Genomic DNA, 17409 nt, shown 5'->3' on the forward strand with positions numbered 1-17409 from the left:
GTCGAGGCGGCGCTGCCGCTCGTTCGGCTCGCATAACGCGGTGCTGCGACCCATACGAAGCGGCCGAACGCAGGCGCGACCTTGCTCCGCCAGCTCGCGGTCGCTGGCGTCGACCGGCCGGTCGGCGTAGACCGCTCCGGCGCCGCCGCTCTTCGGAGATCACGATGGGCTACCTCTTGGACGGACAATGGCACACCGGCTCGCCGGGTTGGGCGAGCGAGGGGGGCGAGTTCGAGCGCAAGGCGTCCTCGTTCCGCAGCTGGGTCACGGCGGACGGCGCGGCCGGTCCCTCAGGCGAGGGCGGCTTCAGGGCGGAGGCTGGGCGCTACCACCTCACGGTCTCCCTCGCCTGTCCGTGGGCCCACCGCACGCTCATCATGCGTCGTCGCAAGGGCCTCGAGGAACGATCGGCCTGTCAGTCGTCCACTGGCACATGGGCAAGGACGGCTGGTCGTTCCAGGACGGCCCCGGGGTCATCCCCGACCCGGTGATGGACGCGAGGCACCTGCGCGAGCTCTACGTCGCCGCCGATCCGAACTACACGGGACGGGTCACCGTCCCGGTCCTGTGGGACAAGAAGCGCGGGACCATCGTCAGCAACGAGTCGTCCGAGATCATCCGCATGTTCGACACCGCGTTCGACGGCGTCGGCGCCACGCCCGGGACCCACCGGCCGGACGAGCTCGCCGATGAGATCGACGCGGTCAACGAGCGCGTCTACGACACGGTCAACAACGGGGTCTACAAGGCGGGCTTCGCCACCGAGCAGGACGCCTACGAGCGGAACGTCGCCGCGCTGTTCGACAGCCTCGACTGGTTGGAGGAACGCTTGGCGAGCCAAGACTTCGTCGTCGGCGATGAGCTGACGGAGGCCGACGTCCGCCTCTACACGACCTTGGTGCGCTTCGACGCCGTCTACCACGGGCACTTCAAGTGCAACGTGCGACGACTCCTGGAGTACGCGAACCTGTCGGGCTACCTCGCGGGGCTCTACGCGATGGAGGGGTTCGGCGATTCGACCGACCTGCACCACATCAAGCATCACTACTACGAGAGCCACCCGTCGATTAACCCGAACGGCATCGTCCCACTCGGGCCGGTGCAGCCCTTCGCGGCCTGAGCGCGCCTCGTCCCATGCTGCGTGCGCTCTACGACCGGCTGATGCGGCTCGCCGCAAGCGGCTACGCCACGCCGACGCTGTTCGGCTGGTCGCTTGCCGAAAGCTCGTTCTTCCCGATCCCCCCGGACCCGCTGCTCGTCGCGATGGTCCTGGCGCGCCGCGCCCGGTGGCTGTTCTACGCGAGCGTGTGCACGGCCGCCTCCGTTCTTGGCGGCGTGCTTGGCTACTACATCGGGATCTTCCTGTTCGAGCAGGTGGGCCGGCCGATCCTGGCGTTCTACGGCCATGCGGACGACTTCGCGACGTTCGCCGAGGCATTCAACGCGAACGGGCTCTGGATCGTCGTCGGCGCAGGCTTTACCCCCTTCCCCTACAAGGTGATCACCATTGCCGCGGGGACGACGGGCATGTCGCTGCCGCTCTTCGTCGTCGCGAGCCTCGTCGGCCGCGGTGGGCGCTTCTTCCTCGAGGCCGCGCTCCTCTACATCTACGGGGAGCCGATCCGCGCATTCATTGAGCGTCGGCTCGCCCTCGTCTCGGTAGTCGTCGGGGTGGTTGGCGTCACCGCGGTCCTCGTCTTGAAGGTGTTGTGATGGCCTCGCCCGCGTCCCCAGCGACGCGCGCCCCGCGCCGCGGATGGGTGGCGATGTTGTCGCCACGGCCCCCTGCTGCGCTGGCGTTGGTCATCATGACGGCGGCGATCGGCGCCGCCTGGGCGTTCGAGGTCGTCGGCGGCTTCGCGCCGTGCCCGCTGTGCCTCGAGCAGCGGCTCGGCTACTACGGGGCCATCCCCCTCACGTTTTTGGCGCTCGGCCTCGCGCCGCACGCGGCGGTGCTCGCCCGCCTCGCCCTGCTCGCCGCCGCCGGGCTGATCGCGTGGAGCGCGTGGCTCGGCGTCACCCATGCGGGCGCCGAGTGGGGGTACTGGCCCGGACCCGACACGTGCGCCGCAGCCGCGCAGACGACGGTGCGGGACGCGTCGACCCTCCTTGCGGCGATCGGCGAGGCCAGCGTCGAGAGCTGCACCGAGGTGCAGGGGCGCGTCCTCGGGCTCAGCTTCGCCGGGTGGAACGTGCTCACGGCTGCCTCTTCCGCGGTGCTCCTCGCCGCCGCCGCCCTCGCGCCGCGCCGGCCGCGCGAGGCGGAAGGATGATCGACCTCGAGGCCTTCGAGCAGCTCGCCGCCCGAGAGTACGCGCGCCTCCCCCAGGAGGTGCGCGACCTCACCGGCGAGGTCGAGATCCGCGTGGCGGACGCGGCACCGTTGGACGTCCTCGACGCCATGGGCCTCGACCACCCCGACGACCTCCTCGGACTGTTCGAGGGCATCGGCCTCAACGACGCGTCCGCGGCGCCGGAGACCGGGATCATGCCGAACCGCATATGGCTCTACCGCCACGCGATCCTCGCCCACCAAAGGGAGGGCGAGGATGCCCTGGACGCGGTGGTGCGCCACGTCCTCGTGCACGAGATCGGCCACCACTTCGGACTGTCCGACGACGAGATGTACGCCATCGACGACGCCGACTGATCGGCTGCGGCACGCCCTCGCGGAGCGCCCGGCACGGGACGGCCTAAGTCACCGGCCGACGGGCGCGTGCGGCGGCCTCCATGACGACCCGATGCGCCTCCGAGACGTCGCCCCACCCCGACGTACGTTGTCGTCCGCCCTCCTCCACGTCGCGGTAGCGCTCGAAGAAGTTGGCGATCCGGCGTAGCTCCCCCGTCGGCAGGTCGGTGTAGCTCGCGATCGCGTCGTGCCGCGTCGAAAGTCGCCGCGTGGGGACCGCGAGCAGCGTCACCTCGTCGCTGCGTTCGCTCGGCACCCCCTCGCTCGACACGTAGAGCACGCCGACCGGGCGTACGCCGACGATGAGGCCATGGCCGATGGCGTGCTCACCGAGTACAAGTGCCACGAGCGGGCTCGCGGACCCGACGCGGGTGCGCGGGAGGATGCCGAGCGTGCCCGGCACGCGCATCGCGGTGTGGTGCAGCTGCACGACCTCCAGAAGGCCATCAGCCGTTACGTCCACCCGCAGCGGCGCGGCACCGGCGGCCACGGTGACGACGACGTTGACGTCCTCTGGAGGGTCGACGCCGAGGGGGACGACGTCGGCGCGCATGGGCTCAGCGACCGTCGGCGGTCCCCGTTCCAGCGGCCGGCGAAGCGCGGCCGTCGAACCCGTAGGCGACCTTCGCGACGCGCACGTCCGTGAACATCTCGTCCGCGGCGGCCACCGCTCGCCCGCCCAGGCGTTCGTAGAACGTGCACGCCGGCGCGTTGTCGGCGAGGCACCAGACGACGAGCGCCTCGTGGCCGCGCCGCATCAGCCGCTGCTGGACGGTGCGGAACAGGCGACGCCCGAAGCCGAGCCCGGTGTACTCCGGCTGGACGTAGAGCTCGTACATTTCCGCCCGGTAGGGCAGCGTGCGCACACGCCCTCCCCCGTAGGTCGCGTAGCCGCGCACCCCTCCGCCGGTCTCCAACACCACGACCGGGACGCGCCGCGTGATCGCCTTGCGCCACCAATCCGGCCCGCGCCGCGCGATCATGCGCTCCAGCTCGGCGCCCGGCAGGATGCCGCGGTAGGCGAAGCGCCAGGCGGCGTCGTGGACGTCGGCGAGCCCATGCGCATCGGACGGCTTGGCGGTGCGGATGGCGATGGCGGCGGTGCTCATGGGAGGATGGTGCGGCGCCCCGAGGCGCCGCGCAAGTCAATATATCCCATGCGACACAGCGACCTGTGCAGCGCAACGGCCGGCTGGCAAGACGAGCATCATGCCCCCGCGGTCCGATCGGTTGTCAAGCCGCTGTCGCCGTCGCATATCGATCGACGTGAGCCCGTGCCCTCCCCCCGTCGACGTCGTCTCGTTCGGCTGCCGTCTCAACGCGCTGGAGGGGGAAAGCATGCGCTCGCTCGCAGCAGGCGCCGGCGTGCGCGACACCGTCGTCGTCAACACGTGCGCGGTCACCGCCGAGGCCGTGCGCCAGGCGCGGCAGGCCATCCGCAGGATCCGCCGCGAGCGGCCGGACGCCACCATCGTCGCCACCGGCTGCGCGGTGCAGACCGAGGCGGACACGTTCGCCGCGATGCCCGAGGTCGACCGGATCGTCGGCAACGCCGAGAAGGTCGCGCCGGCGTTCTGGCAGGGGATCGACACTGCCCCGCGCGTCGCCGTCGGCGACGTCATGCGGCTGCGCCACTCCGCGCCGCACATGGTGTCCGAGTTCGCGAGCCGGACGCGCGCGTTCGTCGAGGTGCAGAACGGGTGTGACCATCGCTGCACCTTCTGCATCATCCCCTACGGCCGCGGCCCGTCGCGCTCGGTGCCCATGGGAGCGGTCGTCGATGGGGTGCGCCGGTTGGTGGATGCCGGCCACGCGGAGGTCGTGCTCACCGGGGTCGACCTCACGAGCTACGGACCCGACCTGCCCGGTGGGCCTCGCCTCGGGGACCTCGTCGGCCGCATCCTCACCCTGGTCCCGGACCTTGCGCGGCTTCGCCTGTCGTCCATCGACTCCATCGAGGCCGACGACGCGCTCCTCGACGTGTTCGCCAGCGAGCCGCGGCTGATGCCGCACCTCCACCTGTCGCTGCAGGCCGGCGACGACCTGATCCTGAAGCGCATGAAGCGGCGTCACCTCCGCGACGATGCGGTGCGCTTTTGCGCCGAGGTTCGCGGACGGCGCCCGGAGGCGACGTTCGGCGCGGACCTCATCGCCGGGTTCCCCACCGAGAGCGAGGCGATGTTCGCGCGCACGCTCGCCCTCGTCGCGGACTGCGACCTGTCGCACGTCCATGTGTTCCCCTTCTCGCCACGGTCGGGGACCCCGGCGGCGCGCATGCCGCAGCTGCCGCGCCAACTCGTGAAGGCGCGCGCAGCGCGGCTCCGCGTGGAGGCGGAGCGGGCGATGGCCGCCGCCCTCGCCCGCGGCGTCGGCCGCGAGGCGGCCGTGCTCGTGGAGGACGACGGGCGCGGACGGACCGAGACGTATCTGCCTGCACGGGTCGCCGGAGCCTGGGGCGCAGGGGCGCTGGTGCGCGGGCTGGCGACGCGGGTCGAGGCGGGCACCCTCGTCATCGCGCCGAGGTCTTCGCACGTTCCGGTCGCCGCATGAGCGAGCGGCGCTCCTTCTGGGGCTTCGGTCGGCGCAGGGCGGCGCCGGCACCGGACGACCATCCTGCAGCGCCGCCCGTTACCGCCCCGGCGCCCGCGCCAACCCCGCAGCCGGCACCGGTCCCGCCCGAGCCCGCGGCCGTCGAGCCCCTCCCGGCACCGGCGCCTCCGCCAACCGGGCGGCCGGCGCCCGTGCCCTCGGAGCCAACGACCGAGGATGGGTGGTTCAACCGGTTGCGTCGCGGCCTGGGGCGCTCGTCGAACCGGCTCGGAGACCAGGTCTCAGGCCTGTTCACCAAGGCTAAGCTCGACGCCTCCTCGTTGCAGGACCTCGAGGACATCCTCATCGAGGCCGACCTCGGCGTCGACACCGCGATGGCGATCACCGAGCGGCTGTCAGGGCAACGGTTCGCCCGAGGCATCGCGGCGGACGAGTTGCAGGAGGTGCTGGCCGAGGAGGTCGAGCGGGTGCTGGCGCCGCTCGCAAGGCCGCTCGAGGTGACCGGCGCGACCCCGTTCGTGATCCTTGTCGTCGGCGTCAACGGCACCGGCAAGACGACGACGATCGGCAAGATCGCGGCGCAGCAGGCCAGGGCGGGCAGGAGCGTGGTGCTTGTAGCAGGCGACACCTTCCGCGCCGCCGCGGTTGAGCAGCTCAAGATCTGGGGGGAGCGATCGGGCGCGAGCGTGGTCACCGCGCCGCCGAAGTCGGACGCGGCCGGCCTCGTCTACGAGGCGCTCGACGTCGCCCGCGACGCCGACGTCCTGCTCATCGACACCGCGGGCCGGCTGCAGAACCGTGGCGAGCTGATGGCCGAGCTCGAGAAGATCGTGCGCGTCATCCGGCGCAAGATGCCCGGCGCACCCCACGCCGTCCTCCTCACGCTCGACGCGACCACCGGACAGAACGCGCTCAACCAGGTGGACATCTTCGCCAAGATCGCGGGCGTCACCGGCCTCGTCATGACCAAGCTCGACGGGACTGCACGGGGGGGCATCCTCGTCGCCATCGGCGCCAAGCACGCCCTGCCGATCCACTACGTGGGGGTGGGTGAGGGCATCGACGACCTCGCGCCCTTCCGTGCACGGGACTATGCGCGCGCGATCGCCGGCCTGTGACGCTTGCTGCAACCGGGCCGATCGGCTAGGCAGCCCAAGCGGCACCCGTAGCTCAGCTGGATAGAGCGCTGCCCTCCGAAGGCAGAGGTCACAGGTTCGAATCCTGTCGGGTGCGCCATCCACCGCGGCGGCTTACGCTTAGGATTGTCGGCGCTCGCCGCACGAGGATGTGCAGACGACGGTGGCCTAACCGTCTGCGCTCGTTCACCACCGTTTTCAGCCGATCACGAACGGCGGGATCGTCCGACCGATTCGACCGATAACGGCGCGTCTTGGTGCGTTCCAATCACGGGACAGGCGCGTCCCTGGAAATCTTCTCTACAGCCAACACACGAAGCCTCTCCGCGCGCTGGGCGTCAGAAGCTTCTTCCTAAGAACTGAACAGAGCGCCGGTCAAGCAGACGGGTCATGATGCATCGCGATCGTCCTTCGGAGATCATTGCATTAGATCCGTATTGAGGCGCGACATGGCGGAAGCCTGGGAGGCGGGCCGAACACGCGCTCGATGGCGTTCCGATCGCGGGAGAGGAAGGGCGAGAAGCAGCTTTTCCAGCGCCGATGGGACGTCGGCGGGATGTTCGCCAGCGCGCCGCGGGGCTCGACAGCCCGGCAGATCGCATTGATGTTGGACGCTGTGTCGGCGTGGACGACCTGGCAGGGCGGCGCCGGTCTGCGCCCGCTGCGTGACCGGCCGATCGCCTAGCCCCGCCCCCCCTGTGCCGTCGGCGGCGCAGCGCTGCGCTTTCGCAGCCGACGAGGGGGTCAGGATCGCCGAGGGCGGTCCACCCGCCGCGGCCGGAGCGCGGGGGACATCGACCCCCATGCCCCTTGCCGCCCCACGGACGACGCGGATGCAAAGCGTCTCGTGCGGGCCGTAGCCGTAGGTTTGACGCGACTCCTTCCGCCGGCAGCCGACTTCGGGATGGGGATGATCCCGCCGATGATGACCCGGCGGTCGTCGACGCGAGGCCTCCCTCGTGTGGCCGTCGCCAGGAGCTGAGCGAGGCGCTCGAACTCGCCTCGCTCAGCCAGAAGTGCCCTCGGCTCCTGTCGATCTCCCTTGGAAGATCGCAGCATCAGATCCGCCTCGACGGATCGTGCTTACGGGTCCCGGGCCTAGAACTCCACACCGGGTTGCGGCTTCACGCCGGAGCGGAACGGGTGCTTCACCTGCGTCATCTCCGTGACGAGGTCGGCGATCTCAATAAGCTCGTCCTTGGCGTTGCGGCCGGTGACGATGACGTGCACATCCGCCGGCCGTGCCTCCCGCAGGAACGTCACCACCTCGGCGAGCGGCAAGTAGTCGTACCGCAGGACGATGTTCAGCTCATCGAGGAGGACCATCCGGTAGCGCCCAGAGGTGATCATCTCGCGCGCGATGTCCCAGGCTGCGCATGCGGCGGCGATGTCGCGCTGGCGGTCCTGCGTCTCCCAGGTGAAGCCCTCGCCCATGCGCCGAACCGTGACGAGGTCGGCGAAGCGGTCGAGCACGACCTTCTCGCCGGTCTCCATGCGGCCCTTGATGAACTGGACCACGCCCACCGGCAGACCGTGCCCGACCGCGCGCATCACCATGCCGAACGCAGCCGTCGACTTGCCCTTCCCCTTGCCCGTGTGGACGATGAGGAGGCCCTTCTCGATGGTCTTCGCGGCAAGGATCTTGTCGCGCACCTCCTTCTTGCGGCGCATCTTCTCGGCATGCCTGGCATCGAGCTCGCTCTCGTCCATCGCCTCCTCCGCGCTGGTGCACGCCGTTCGTGGTTTGGCGGTCGCTCGGCGTCGACGAGCGTCGCGCCGCGATGGCCGCAGGCACGGGATCATCCCTTCGGATCCGTATGCCCTCAACCCAGCAGGACACTAAGCGTTGGGCTCAATCAGCACCACCGTCGGATGACGAGCGCGCGGGCCACGGCGGACGCGCAGCTCGAGGACAGTCGGTCGCAGTGCGTGTGTCGCGGCGCCAACCCTTGAGGCGCGAATTGGTGCGCTGGACGCTGTGGCGCCCGCGGGAACGGCGCTCGTCAGAGGGGTGCGGCTGCTCCGGACCGGGTTGTTCGGGACGACAAGCCTGGTGCCACGCTCGAGGCGGATTTGGCGCGGGCCGTCACTGTTGTCGGCCGCGTCGGCGGCAAGGCAAGCCCAAGCCGCTGGCACGGGGCTGCTAGGAGCCGCAGCCCGCCGGGATGTCGCCGAGCTGACCCGGCCTGCTCATGACGGCGACCGGGCGGCTGCGACCGTCGGGATCTTGGCGCGCGCGACCGCCGGGCGCGAGCGGCCGACGACTCGAGCGCCCGCCCCACGTCTTCGCCAGCCGAGGAGCGGCGCGGCTTGGATGTCGTCAAGGTCCGAGGCTGTTGCGGGGGCGGCGACGACGGCGGCGGTCGCCCCGCTCGACGAGCTCGGCGCCTTACGTGAGGAGGGCTGGATCTCCCTGCTTCAGGGCGACCGCGCTGGCGTCGGTCTCGTCCGGGTCGAAGGTGATGGCCGGCAGCCGCTGTCGGGACGGCTTCGCCTTCCATCAGACGCAGGGTGAGCGAACGGCCGAGCGCCACACCGCGTCTTCGAAGCCGGTCGCAAGCCAGCGCAGCAGAGGTTTATAGTCGCTCTGCACGACGAGCTGACGGATCGAGCAGGGCGCTGCAGGAGCCTCGCGAGCAACAGCGCCGAGGCACGACCAGGGAGCGGCGACCTTCATGACGGCGCCGCGGACGGCCGTTCACGCTCGGCACCGCGCACCGCGCACCGCTCGCTGTCCCGCAGGGCGTTCCTCCGGCCCGCTCAGCAAGCGGCACGTGCGCGAACGTCCCCTCCGCCCCAGCCAACCCCACGCGCTGCGAACCGTCCCCGTGGCGTCCCGAAAGCGGAGATCACGGGCAGCAGGCGGTCGCGACCGATCGGTTCCCTGATCGGATCGCCTCCTAAAAGCGGGTGGCGAGGCGTTGACGGGGAGCGTCCCTCGCCGCCTCCGCGTCGAGCAGGTCGCGTAGATCCTCGATGGGCACCGCGCGGGAGTAGTAGAACCCCTGCGCGAAGCGGCCCCCGAGCTCGGTGATCCGGCGCACCTGCTCGGCCGTCTCGACCCCCTCCACAATGAGGCGCAGGTCGAGCGAGCGCGCGACGTCGATGATGCCGCGGATGATCTTCTGCTTGGAGGGGTCGTCTTCCAGGCCGGTGACGAAGCGACGGTCGACCTTCAGCTCGGAGATCGGCAACGAGGAGATGTGGATGAGCGAGGCGTAGCTGCTGCCGAAATCATCGAGCGAGAACTTGACGCCGCTCTCGTTGGCCTGGCTCATCCGCTCGCTCAAGGTGCCGGCGACATCGTCGAGCACCACCTGTTCGTTGATCTCCACGGTGATGGGACCGGCGTCCGGCCCATGCCGCTGGCAGATGGCGCCGAGGCGCTGCAGGAATGAGTTGCGGATGAGCTCGCCCGACGACGCGTTGATCGCGAGCGCGACCTTGTTCACCCGGCGTGCGTTCAGCTCGGCGACCTCCGCGATGGCGCGGTCGACCACCGCGAGACCGATCTTGGTACCGATCTCCTCGTCCATGAGCGCGAACGAGAACTCGCTTGCGGTGAGCACGCGATCCTCGGCGACCCAGCGGGCGAGCGCCTCGACGCCGACGATCCGGCCGGACGCGATGTCGATCTGCGGCTGGTAGTAGGGAACGATCCGGCCGGCCTCGAGCGCCCCGCGCGCCGCGACGAGGAGCTGGCTGCGCTCCTTCCGCGCACGACCGAGCGCGGGGTCGTAAAGCGCAAGCGCGCCCCTCGGCTGGTCCTTCATGCGGTAGAGCGCGAGATCGGCCGAGTGGATGAGCTCGTGCTCGGTGACGCCGTGCTCGGGCGCGACGGCCGCGCCTGCCGACAACGTGACGAGCATGGTGCGCTCCTCCCACACGAGGCGCACGTCGAGCGCCGAGCGCAGGCGCTCCAGCACGCCGTCGAGCGCCTGTGCGCAGCCGATGTCCTCCATGAGGACGGAGAACTCGTCGCCCCCGGTGCGCGCGACGGTGTCGTGGCTGCGCACGTTCTCCTGAAGCCGCTGGGCGACCATGGTGAGGAGCTTATCCCCGGCGCTGTGGCCGAGCGTGTCGTTCACCGCCTTGAAGCGGTCGACGTCCACGAGGACGAGGCAGACCATCTTCCCGGTGCGCTTGCGCCGTTCGAGCGCCTTGCTGAACCGGTCGGCGAACAGCGCCCGGTTGGGCAGGCCGGTCAGTGCATCGTGGTTCGCCGCCCACCACAGCCGTTCGTTCGCCTCTTGGGCCGCGGTGACGTCCTGAAACACGCCGGACAGGCGCTCCGAGCCGTCGGAGGAGCGCTGCAGGCTGGCGATGAGACGCCCGGTGCGCTTCCGTCCGGTCTCCGTGAGGAACGGCAGCGTGACGTCGCAGGGCGCGCCGGTGAGCCTCGTTTCCAACAGCATGTTGCGCAGCCGGGTGCGACCCGGCTCGGTGAAGTTGTCGAGCGCGGTCCGCGCGGTGGGCAACCGGTCCATCGGCCGCTCGTAGATGCGGTAGATCTCATCCGACCAGAAGACCTTGCCGTTGACGAGGTCGTGGTCCCACAGCCCGACCTTGGCGGTCCGCTCCATGTTGTCGAACATGGTGATGTAGCGCTTGAGGTCGGCACGGTAGCGCTGGGTCATCACATGCTCGGCGACCTGGCGACGGCCGACCTCCACGAAGCGGTGGACGCGCTCGGGGCACAGGCCCTGCGGCTGCGGAAAGGTCATGCACAGGACCTTGCGGCCGGCGCCGACCATCCGCAGGTTGACGACGCGGTCGAACGGCGCATCGAACGGCAGCGGCGTGCCCGCGAGCGGCAGGCTGATGCCGTGCAGGATCTGCGGGTCGATGGGGGCGACCGACGCAGCGAGGCGCATGACGTGCTCGGGCATGCGCGCCGCGTCCGAGCTGTAGCCGATCACGACGGGCTCCGGCGCCGCGTCGACGATGGCGACGGGGCCGCAGTCGAGGGCGAGCTGCGCCATCGCCGCAAGGTGGTCGAACGGCTGGGTCCGCCCCAGCTTGGCGAGCGCGGCGTTGAAGTCATTCAGCATGGCGTCGTCTCACGCGAGCGGTTTTGCGTGAACCTACGACCCAAGGCTCGCGCGAGCCTGTGTCGGTTGCGCGGTAACAGCATTGCAGCAGCCTCGTGCCTCCCTCGCCCGGAGCGCCGCTGGACCAGCGCGCGTCAGGACGACGAGCGGACCTTGGGCCGGCGCACCGCGGCGGTGGACTGCGCGAGCGTCACTCCCATGCCCGACGCCATGTAGCCGCCGTCCACGAACAGCGTCTGACCGGTCACGTAGGCGGCGTCCTCGGAGGCGAAGTAGGCGACGGCGTTGGCGACCTCCTTCGCCTCGCCGAACCGCGCCATGGGGATGGTCCGCACGTAGTCCGCGCGCATCTCCGCGGTGTGGGCACCGCGCGACAGGGGCGTGTCCACCGGCCCCGGTGCGACGACGTTCGCGGTGATCCCGTAGGGTCCGAGCTCCAGCGCGATCTGCTTGACGAGGTGGATCGCCGCTGCCTTCGAGGTGCCGTAGGCGGTGCGTCCGAAGCCGGCCCGAGCGCCCGAGATCGAAGCGATGGTGATGAACCGTCCCGCGAGCCCCGCGGCTACCAGCTCGCGGGCCGCGAGCTGGTAGAGCGTGAAGCCCGCGGTGAGGTTGACGTCGAGGGCCTCGGAGAACGTCGCCACGTCGACCTCGAGGAACGGCGCGATGGGGGCGACGCCGGCGCAGTGCACCACGACCGCCGGAGGCCCGAGCTCGGCCCTGACGGCGGCGTAGGCCGAGCCCAGTGCAGCAGGGTCGCCGACGTCGCAGGTGAACCCGATGCCGCCCGGGAGGGCCGCAGCGCGCTCCTCCGCCCCCTCGCCGATGTCGAGGATGGCGACACGGCATCCGCCCCGCGCCAACTGCGTCGCCACGGCGTGGCCGAGGACGCCCGCACCGCCGGTCACGAGGGCGGTGCGGTGGAGCGGCCCTGGCGCGGGCAAGTCGGGACCGTTGCCGATCATGAGGGCTCGATCGCGTGTTCGTCGAACGGGCGTCGAGCAACTGGAGGGCCGGACGGTTCGAGAGCTTGCATCGTCCTCGGGCGCATCAGGGTTGGTCTTCGGCGGCCGTGACACTGCCGCTCGGACGCGGCGCAGGGTCCCAGGGGCACAGCAGGGGCGAGACTTGTGTCCGAGCGCGCAGATCGTGTTGCGCCCAGTGCCGCAGGTCAACCGGCACCGGCTACATCGCCACCGTGAGCGCCACCGCCCCGGCGTAGATCACCAGCATGAGGACGCTCTCGAAGCCGATGTTGGCGGGCCCATGCTCCTGCCGACGGATGAGGCCGAGGAGCAGCACCCCGGTCATCGCCAGCCCGACGAGCGCCCAGAACGCGCTGTCCGCGCCGATGGCGTGGTAGATCGAGCCATCCCGGTACGCGACGTCGGCCGCGGACAGGAACAGCACGTCGAACAGGTTGCCTCCGATGATGCCGCCGACGGCAAGTTGCAGCGCCCCGGCGCGCACGGCGGCCACCGTGGTGACGAGTTCGGGGAGCGACGTCGCGACCGCGGTCATCAGCGTCCCGACGACGGTCTCGCCGATCCCCGTCTCCCTCGCGATGAGGATGCCGGTGCGCGCGACGAGGTAGCCCGCGACGCCGATCACTGCGACGAGCATTCCGAAGACCACGAACAGGAGCCATGTCGGCCGCGGGTTGGCCTCGTCCTCCGGCGTGTCGGGTCGCGTCTTGGGGGTCTGCTTCGGGGACCACATAGGGTCGTCGCGGTCGCGCCGTGCCATGCGCACGCCGGCGACGTAGGCGACGAAGAGGACGACCGTCGCGGGATGGATGGCGAACACCGTCGCGTCGGGCGTGTGGATCGCGATGAGCGGGATCACGAGGAGGAGGATGAGGAGCGCAGCCTGGGTGAGGTTGGAGGCGGACGCGGCGGCGTGCTCGAGGTTCGCCCGGCGGTATGTGATGTCGGCGATGGCGAGGAACGCGGTCTGTGCGGCGATGCCGCCGAGCGCGTTCGAGGCGGCGAGGTCGACGTTGCCGCTGTAGCCGGCGACGACCGAGGTCACGGTGCCCGGCGTCGACGTCGACGCGCCGAGGAGGACGGCGCCCGCGACCGCTTCGCCGAGCCCGGTGCGGTCCGCGAGCCGGTCTGCGAGCCGTGCGAGGAAGGTCCCAGCGACCGCGATGACCAACGCGGCGACGAGGAACACGACGAGCGCGGTGGTGAGTGAGACGTCGAGCACGCAGCATCAACCGGCTGCTGATGCCCGCGTTCCCGCCAGGCGGTCGGCGCAGGCTGCTTGCCTTCGCCCGCGCGCGGGTCAAGGTTCGCACAAGATCGGAGGACGACCATGGCCATTGCCACCATCAACCCGACCACGGGAGAGACGCTGAGGACGTTCGAGGCGCACACCGACCGCGAGGTGGACGACAGGCTCGCCGCTGCGAGCCGAGCGTTCCGCGACTGGCGGCTCACCCCGCTCGCCGAGCGCGCGTCGATGTTGAGCCGGGTCGCGGACGTCCTCGACCGGGACGCCGAGGACCTCGCCCGGCTCGCCACGCTGGAGATGGGCAAGACCCTCGCCTCCTCCCGCGCCGAGGTGGAGAAGTGCGCCTTCGTGTGCCGGCACTACGCGCAGGAGGCGGAGCGCTACCTCGCCGACGAGACGATCGCCTCGAACGCCTCCAGGAGCTGGGTCTCCTATCAGCCGCTCGGGCCGGTGCTTGCGGTCATGCCGTGGAACTTCCCCTACTGGCAGGTCTTCCGCTTCGCAGCGCCGGCGACGGCCGCGGGCAACGTCGGCCTCCTCAAGCACGCGTCGAACGTCCCTCAGGTGGCGCTCGCCATCGAGGACGTCTTCCGCGCAGCGGGCTACCCGGACGGGGTGTTCCAGACGCTCCTCGTCGGCGGCGGCGCGGTAGAGCGCATCATTCGCGACCCTCGCGTCGCCGCGGTGACGCTGACCGGCTCGGAGCCCGCCGGCCAGTCCGTGGCGCGGACGGCAGGCGAGGAGATCAAGCACGTTGTGCTGGAGCTCGGCGGCTCGGACCCCTTCTTGGTGATGCCGTCCGCCGACATCGACCGCGCTGCCGAGGTGGCAGTGGCGGCGCGCATGATCAACAACGGCCAGTCGTGCATCGCCGCCAAGCGCTTCATCGTGCACGCCGACGTCTACGACGCGTTCACCGAGCGCTTCGTCGCCGGCATGACGGGCTCGGCGATGGGCGACCCCATGGACGAGGGGACGGCGCTCGGCCCGCTCGCCACCGAGGCGATCCGCGGCGAGCTCGCCGCGCAGGTGGACGCCACGGTGAGGGACGGGGCGAAGCTCCTCGCCGGCGGCAAGGCGGCATCCCGTGACGGCTGGTTCTACGAGCCGACGGTGCTCGCCGACATCCCCGAGGGCAGCCCGGGCCGCCAGGAGGAGCTGTTCGGGCCCGCGGCGATGCTCTTCAAGGTGGGCTCCATCGACGAGGCCATCGCCGTCGCCAACGAGACGCGCTTCGGGCTCGGCTCGGCAGCCTTCACCAACGACGAGGCGGAGGTCGCCCGCTTCGGCCGCGACCTCGAGGCGGGCTGCGTGTTCGTCAACACCATGGTGGCGTCCGACCCCCGGCTGCCCTTCGGCGGCGTCAAGAGGTCCGGCGTCGGCCGTGAACTCGCCGGCCACGGCATCCGCGAGTTCGTCAACGTGAAGACGATCGCCATCGCCTGATCCGCGCCTCGCTGGCGCGCCACGGCCCGGCACCTCACCGCAGGCGGAAGGTGCCGCAGGCGGTGGCGCACAGCGTGCCCAATCCGTCGCGCACGGCACCCTCCGCGAAGTAGGTGGAGCGTCCGCCACCGACGCGGCACGCCTCGGCGATGAGGACGTCGTCGCTCGGGGTCGCCACGAAGTTCGTCGTCAGGGACAACGTGATGGCGAAGCGGCGAGTCGCTGGGTCGCCGGTCCAGATCCCGGCATAGCCCAGCGCGACGTCGAGCAGCGTGGTGTAGATGCCGCCGTGCGGTTTGCCCGCCCGGTTCGAATGCTCGGCGCGGAGCGGCAGGCGGCACGTCGCGGCGCCGTCCTGCCAGGCGACGAGCTCGATGCCGAGGAGCGCCTGCAGCGGGAACGGCTCTTCGAGGAGCGCGGGGTCGACTGTGGGCGAGCTCATCGTGATCCCTCCGCGGGCTGGCTGAGCGCTGCGGCGGCCGCCTTGAGCCGCGCGGCATACTCATCGTGCAGGCACTCCGGCGAGACGAGGAACGACGGGCCGCCGACGTTGAGCCCGTAGATCCTATCACCGTCCAAGGAGATGACGGGGACGGCGATACCGTTCACCTCGGGCCGCCATTCCCCGAACGACGTGCAGTAGCCGTCCCGGGCGAAGCCCTCCAGCGCGCTGGCGACGTCCGCGTCCACATCGTCGGCGCGACCGTGCGCCTCGGCCTTGGCGTGCTCGATCAGGTGACAGCGTTCGGCGGGGCGCATGGCGGCGAGGATCGCACGGCCGATGGCGGAGCGGAACAGCGGCAGCCGCGCGCCGACGTTCATCGTGAGCGTGACGGTCTGCGGCGCGCGGTGCACCGCCATGTAGACCACCGACAGGCGGTGCATCTCGCCGAGCGCGGCGGTGACGTGCGGGTTCGGCCCGTCCTCGCACAGCCTGCGCATCTCGGCCTGGGCGCGCTCACCGATCTCCATCCCGGCGAGGACGCCATAGCCGAGCGACAGGACGCCCGCGCCGAGCCGGTAGGTCCCGGTACGCTCGGAGTGCTCGAGGTATCCGAGCCGTCGCAGCGTGTAGGTGAGGCGCGTCACCGTGGGCTTCGGCAGGCGCGTGCGCGCGGCGATGTCCTGGTTCGTGAGGGTCGTCTCGTTGGGCCGGAAGCAGCGCAGCACGTCGAGCCCGCGGGCGAGCGCGGTGACGAAGGACCGATCGTCCAGGGCGTCCTCCGCCTCCCGCTCGCCCACCTTCGCGGTCACGCCTGCTCCGCTCCGGCGGCGCCCCGCACGCGGTCAGCCATGGTGCGCCGCGTCGAGCCCCCTCTGCGCGTACATCGGCACCACCGCGCCGACCTGCGCCGCACGCTCCGGGTTCGACGCGTTGCCGTCGAGGCCGCGCTTCTTCACGCCCTGGATGATCGCCGTCATGCGGAAGAAGCTGAACGCGATGTAGAAGTTGAACCTGTCGATGCCGGGCGTGCCGGTGCGCTCGCAGTACCGTTCCACGAACGCGTCGTCGGAGGGGATGCCGAGCGCCTCGCGGTCGACGCCCTCGAGGCCGCGGCCGCGCGGTCCCGTGGGCAGGCGCCACTGCATGAGGACGGCCGCGAGGTCCGCGTAGGGGTGACCGAGGGTGGACAGCTCCCAGTCGAGCACGGCGACGCAGTCCGGCCGGTCCGGCGCGAACAGCATGTTGTCCATGCGGTAGTCGCCGTGGACGAGGGTCAGCAGCCCATCGTCCGGCGGCTGGTTGCCGCTCACCCAGGCGATGAGCTCCTCCATCGCCTGAAGGTCCTCGGTCTGGGATGAGCGGTACTGCTTGGTCCAGCGGTCGATCTGGCGGGCGTAGTAGTTGCCGGGCCGGCCGAAGTCGGCGAGGCCGACCGCCTCGACGTCCACCGTGTGGATCGCCGCCAGCGAGCGGTTGTAGGAGTCGTAGATCGCCGCGCGCTCCTCGCGCTCGACCTCCGGGACGCGCGGATCGTCGAAGTTGCGTCCCTCGACGTGCTCCATGACGTAGAACATCGAGCCGATGACGGCGTCGTCCTCGCACAGCGCGAACATCCTGGCGACGGGCACCGCGGTGTCCTGCAGCGCCCGCTGCACGCGGAACTCGCGGTCCACCGCGTGGGCGGACTTCAGGAGCGTGCCCATGGGCTTGCGGCGCAGCACGTAGCGCCCCGACGGGCTCTCGAGGCGGAACGTCGGGTTCGACTGGCCCCACGGGAACTTCGTCGCGCTGAGCGGGCCGCGAAAGCTCGGCACGTTGGCCGTCAGCCAGTCCTCGACCGCCCTCACGTCGAGGTCG

The 17409-nt window shown here is 70.8% G+C and carries 15 protein-coding genes, 1 tRNA gene and 2 pseudogenes; 8 read left to right on the top strand and 10 right to left on the bottom strand.

From position 1 onward, the window contains the following. Positions 1–164: 164 nt before the first annotated feature. From ACOOE8_RS04425 to ACOOE8_RS04440, 4 genes and pseudogenes are all read left to right on the top strand, one after another. A pseudogene (locus tag ACOOE8_RS04425) lies at positions 165–1120 on the top strand (glutathione S-transferase family protein). Positions 1121–1134: 14 nt separating this feature from the next. Further along, positions 1135–1713: a YqaA family protein gene (locus ACOOE8_RS04430; protein WP_420393647.1), complete on the top strand. Its 579-nt coding sequence runs from the start codon at positions 1135–1137 to the stop codon at positions 1711–1713. Beyond that, positions 1713–2273, top strand: coding sequence for a disulfide bond formation protein B (locus ACOOE8_RS04435; protein WP_420393648.1), 561 nt, complete (start codon positions 1713–1715; stop codon positions 2271–2273). The genes ACOOE8_RS04430 and ACOOE8_RS04435 overlap by 1 nt, the downstream gene beginning before the upstream one ends. Beyond that, positions 2270–2650, top strand: a complete 381-nt coding sequence (locus ACOOE8_RS04440) for a metallopeptidase family protein (RefSeq protein ID WP_420393649.1) — start codon at positions 2270–2272, stop codon at positions 2648–2650. The genes ACOOE8_RS04435 and ACOOE8_RS04440 overlap by 4 nt, the downstream gene beginning before the upstream one ends. A 43-nt stretch (positions 2651–2693) precedes the next feature. Here the strand turns inward: ACOOE8_RS04440 and ACOOE8_RS04445 are convergent, their stop codons facing one another. Further along, positions 2694–3242 carry an inorganic diphosphatase gene (locus tag ACOOE8_RS04445; protein WP_420393650.1) on the bottom strand — a complete coding sequence of 183 codons (549 nt, stop codon included), beginning with the start codon at positions 3240–3242 and terminating at the stop codon, positions 2694–2696. 4 nt (positions 3243–3246) lie between these two features. Beyond that, a complete protein-coding gene (locus ACOOE8_RS04450; RefSeq protein WP_420393651.1) occupies positions 3247–3798 on the bottom strand; it encodes a GNAT family N-acetyltransferase in 552 nt (183 codons plus the stop codon). Positions 3799–4027: 229 nt separating this feature from the next. On the opposite strand from ACOOE8_RS04450, the gene mtaB reads away from it, so the two are divergent. The 3 genes from mtaB to ACOOE8_RS04465 all read left to right on the top strand — a co-directional run bounded on the left by mtaB (position 4028) and on the right by ACOOE8_RS04465 (position 6475). Further along, positions 4028–5239 carry a tRNA (N(6)-L-threonylcarbamoyladenosine(37)-C(2))-methylthiotransferase MtaB gene (mtaB, locus tag ACOOE8_RS04455; protein ID WP_420393652.1) on the top strand — a complete coding sequence of 404 codons (1212 nt, stop codon included), beginning with the start codon at positions 4028–4030 and terminating at the stop codon, positions 5237–5239. 233 nt (positions 5240–5472) lie between these two features. Further along, the gene (ftsY, locus tag ACOOE8_RS04460; protein WP_420393653.1) at positions 5473–6357 is read left to right on the top strand and encodes a signal recognition particle-docking protein FtsY; all 885 of its coding nucleotides are present in this window, start codon (positions 5473–5475) and stop codon (positions 6355–6357) included. A 41-nt stretch (positions 6358–6398) separates the two neighbouring features. Beyond that, positions 6399–6475 (top strand) — tRNA-Arg (locus tag ACOOE8_RS04465). A 238-nt stretch (positions 6476–6713) separates the two neighbouring features. On the opposite strand, the pseudogene ACOOE8_RS04470 reads toward ACOOE8_RS04465, so the two are convergent. The 5 genes and pseudogenes from ACOOE8_RS04470 to ACOOE8_RS04490 all read right to left on the bottom strand — a co-directional run bounded on the left by ACOOE8_RS04470 (position 6714) and on the right by ACOOE8_RS04490 (position 13634). Next, a pseudogene (locus ACOOE8_RS04470) lies at positions 6714–7412 on the bottom strand (IS5/IS1182 family transposase). Between the two features lie 61 nt (positions 7413–7473). Beyond that, positions 7474–8085: a cob(I)yrinic acid a,c-diamide adenosyltransferase gene (cobO, locus tag ACOOE8_RS04475; protein WP_420393654.1), complete on the bottom strand. Its 612-nt coding sequence runs from the start codon at positions 8083–8085 to the stop codon at positions 7474–7476. A 1190-nt stretch (positions 8086–9275) separates the two neighbouring features. Continuing rightward, the gene (locus ACOOE8_RS04480) at positions 9276–11426 is read right to left on the bottom strand and encodes a putative bifunctional diguanylate cyclase/phosphodiesterase (protein WP_420393655.1); all 2151 of its coding nucleotides are present in this window, start codon (positions 11424–11426) and stop codon (positions 9276–9278) included. A gap of 134 nt (positions 11427–11560) precedes the next feature. Further along, on the bottom strand, positions 11561–12391 hold the full coding sequence (locus ACOOE8_RS04485; protein WP_420393656.1) for an SDR family NAD(P)-dependent oxidoreductase: 831 nt from the start codon (positions 12389–12391) through the stop codon (positions 11561–11563). Positions 12392–12611: 220 nt separating this feature from the next. Continuing rightward, on the bottom strand, positions 12612–13634 hold the full coding sequence (locus ACOOE8_RS04490) for a sodium:calcium antiporter (protein ID WP_420393657.1): 1023 nt from the start codon (positions 13632–13634) through the stop codon (positions 12612–12614). Between the two features lie 108 nt (positions 13635–13742). Here ACOOE8_RS04490 and ACOOE8_RS04495 point away from each other — a divergent pair, with 108 nt between their 5' ends. Next, positions 13743–15107 carry an NAD-dependent succinate-semialdehyde dehydrogenase gene (locus ACOOE8_RS04495; RefSeq protein ID WP_420393658.1) on the top strand — a complete coding sequence of 455 codons (1365 nt, stop codon included), beginning with the start codon at positions 13743–13745 and terminating at the stop codon, positions 15105–15107. A gap of 34 nt (positions 15108–15141) precedes the next feature. Here the strand turns inward: ACOOE8_RS04495 and ACOOE8_RS04500 are convergent, their stop codons facing one another. Genes ACOOE8_RS04500 through ACOOE8_RS04510 form a run of 3 tightly spaced genes read right to left on the bottom strand, consistent with a single transcriptional unit; the run spans position 15142 to position 17399 of the window. Continuing rightward, positions 15142–15549 carry a PaaI family thioesterase gene (locus ACOOE8_RS04500; protein ID WP_420393659.1) on the bottom strand — a complete coding sequence of 136 codons (408 nt, stop codon included), beginning with the start codon at positions 15547–15549 and terminating at the stop codon, positions 15142–15144. Next, on the bottom strand, positions 15546–16361 hold the full coding sequence (locus ACOOE8_RS04505; protein WP_420393660.1) for an IclR family transcriptional regulator: 816 nt from the start codon (positions 16359–16361) through the stop codon (positions 15546–15548). Before ACOOE8_RS04505 ends, ACOOE8_RS04500 begins: the two co-directional genes overlap by 4 nt. A gap of 33 nt (positions 16362–16394) precedes the next feature. Next, entirely contained in the window at positions 16395–17399 is a 1005-nt protein-coding gene (locus tag ACOOE8_RS04510; protein ID WP_420393661.1) for a phosphotransferase family protein, read from the bottom strand. Between the last annotated feature and the right edge of the window lie 10 nt (positions 17400–17409).

The organism is Acuticoccus sp., assembly GCF_965213555.1.
In the GTDB taxonomy this organism is placed as follows: Bacteria; Pseudomonadota; Alphaproteobacteria; order Rhizobiales; family Amorphaceae; genus Acuticoccus.